This window comes from Microbispora sitophila (assembly GCF_014892245.1).
In the GTDB taxonomy this organism is placed as follows: Bacteria; Actinomycetota; Actinomycetes; order Streptosporangiales; family Streptosporangiaceae; genus Microbispora; species Microbispora siamensis.
On sequence record NZ_JADBGC010000071.1, the window covers coordinates 1 to 2,422 of the forward strand.

General features: G+C 66.3%; 1 protein-coding gene. It reads left to right on the forward strand.

Annotated features, from left to right (window positions below):
- Positions 1-2: 2 nt before the first annotated feature.
- A partial coding sequence (locus tag IL992_RS45390; protein ID WP_193209479.1) for an ATP-dependent Clp protease ATP-binding subunit occupies positions 3-2,422 on the forward strand: 2,420 nt, incomplete at its 3' end.

A 2,422-nucleotide genomic window follows, 5' to 3' on the forward strand; every position in this document is an offset into this window, starting at 1 on the left:
AGATGTTCGAGAGGTTCACCGACCGTGCGCGGCGGGTTGTCGTCCTGGCCCAGGAAGAGGCTCGGATGCTCAACCACAACTACATCGGTACTGAGCACATTCTTCTTGGTTTGATCCATGAGGGTGAGGGTGTGGCGGCCAAGGCTCTGGAGAGTCTTGGGATCAGTCTCGAGGGGGTGCGCCAGCAGGTCGAGGAGATCATCGGCCAGGGGCAGTCGGCGCCGTCGGGACACATCCCCTTCACGCCGCGGGCCAAGAAGGTTCTTGAGCTGTCGCTGCGCGAGGCGTTGCAGCTCGGGCACAACTACATCGGCACCGAGCACATTCTTCTGGGGTTGATCCGGGAGGGTGAGGGTGTCGCGGCGCAGGTGCTGGTGAAGCTGGGCGCCGATCTGAACAGGGTGCGTCAGCAGGTCATCCAGTTGCTGCACGGGTATCAGGGCAAGGAGCCGGCGGCGGCGGGCGGGCCGCAGGAGTCGGCGCCGTCGACCTCGCTTGTGCTGGACCAGTTCGGGCGCAACCTGACCCAGGCCGCGCGGGAGGGCAAGCTCGACCCGGTGATCGGCCGGGACAAGGAGATCGAGCGGGTCATGCAGGTGCTGTCCCGCCGGACGAAGAACAACCCGGTTTTGGTGGGTGAGCCCGGTGTGGGCAAGACCGCCGTGGTGGAGGGGCTGTCGCAGAAGATCGTCAAGGGTGAGGTGCCCGAGACGCTGAAGGACAAGCAGCTCTACACGCTGGACCTGGGTGCGCTGGTGGCCGGTTCCCGCTACCGCGGTGACTTCGAAGAGCGCCTGAAGAAGGTGCTCAAGGAGATCCGCACCCGCGGCGACATCATTCTGTTCATCGACGAGCTGCACACGCTGGTCGGCGCGGGCGCCGCCGAGGGCGCCATCGACGCCGCCAGCATCCTCAAGCCGATGCTGGCCCGCGGTGAGCTCCAGACCATCGGTGCGACCACGCTCGACGAGTATCGCAAGCACCTGGAGAAGGACGCCGCGCTGGAGCGGCGGTTCCAGCCGATTCAGGTGGCCGAGCCGTCGCTGTCGCACACGATCGAGATCCTCAAGGGTCTGCGGGACCGTTACGAGGCGCACCACCGGGTGTCGATCACCGACGGTGCGCTGGTGGCGGCCGCCACCCTGGCCGACCGGTACATCAGCGACCGGTTCCTGCCGGACAAGGCGATCGACCTGATCGACGAGGCCGGCTCGCGGATGCGTATTCGCCGGATGACGGCGCCGCCGGACCTGCGCGAGTACGACGAGAAGATCGCGAACGTGCGGCGGGAGAAGGAGTCCGCGATCGACGCGCAGGACTTCGAGAAGGCCGCGGCGCTGCGTGATCAGGAAAAGCAGCTGCAGCTCAAGCGGGAGCGGCGGGAGAAGGAGTGGAAGGCCGGCGACATGGACGTCGTGGCCGAGGTGACCGAGGAGCTCATCGCCGAGGTCCTGGCCACCGCCACCGGCATCCCGGTGTTCAAGCTGACCGAGGAGGAGTCCCAGCGGCTGCTCCGGATGGAAGACGAGCTGCACAAGCGGATCATCGGTCAGGACGACGCGATCAAGGGCCTGTCGCGGTCGATCCGCCGCACGCGCGCCGGTCTGAAGGACCCCCGTCGTCCGGGTGGGTCGTTCATCTTCGCCGGCCCGTCGGGTGTCGGTAAGACCGAGCTGTCCAAGGCGCTGGCGGAGTTCCTGTTCGGCGACGAAGACGCGCTGATCATGCTGGACATGTCCGAGTTCATGGAGAAGCACACCGTCTCGCGGCTGTTCGGCTCCCCGCCCGGTTACGTCGGGTACGAAGAGGGCGGCCAGCTGACCGAGAAGGTGCGGCGCAAGCCGTTCTCGGTGGTGCTGTTCGACGAGATCGAGAAGGCGCACGCGGACATCTTCAACTCGCTGCTGCAGATCCTGGAGGACGGTCGCCTGACCGACGCCCAGGGCCGGGTGGTGGACTTCAAGAACACCGTCATCATCATGACGACCAACCTCGGCACCCGGGACATCTCCAAGGGCATCGGGGTCGGGTTCGCCCGCGCCAACGACACCGAGTCGAACTACGACCGGATGAAAGCGAAGGTCCAGGAGGAGCTCAAGCAGCACTTCCGGCCCGAGTTCCTCAACCGCGTCGACGACATCGTGGTCTTCCACCAGCTCACGCCCAAGGAGATCATCCAGATCGTGGACCTGATGCTCGCCCAGGTGGCCGAGCGTCTGAAGGACCGCGACATGGGCCTGGAGGTGTCTTCTACGGCCAAGCAGGTGCTGGCCGACCGCGGGTACGACCCGGTGATGGGCGCCCGTCCGCTGCGGCGCACGATCCAGCGGGAGCTGGAGGACACGCTGTCGGAGAAGATCCTCTACGGCGAGCTGCGGCCCGGCCAGGTCGTCAAGATCGACGTCGAGGGCGAAGGCGACGC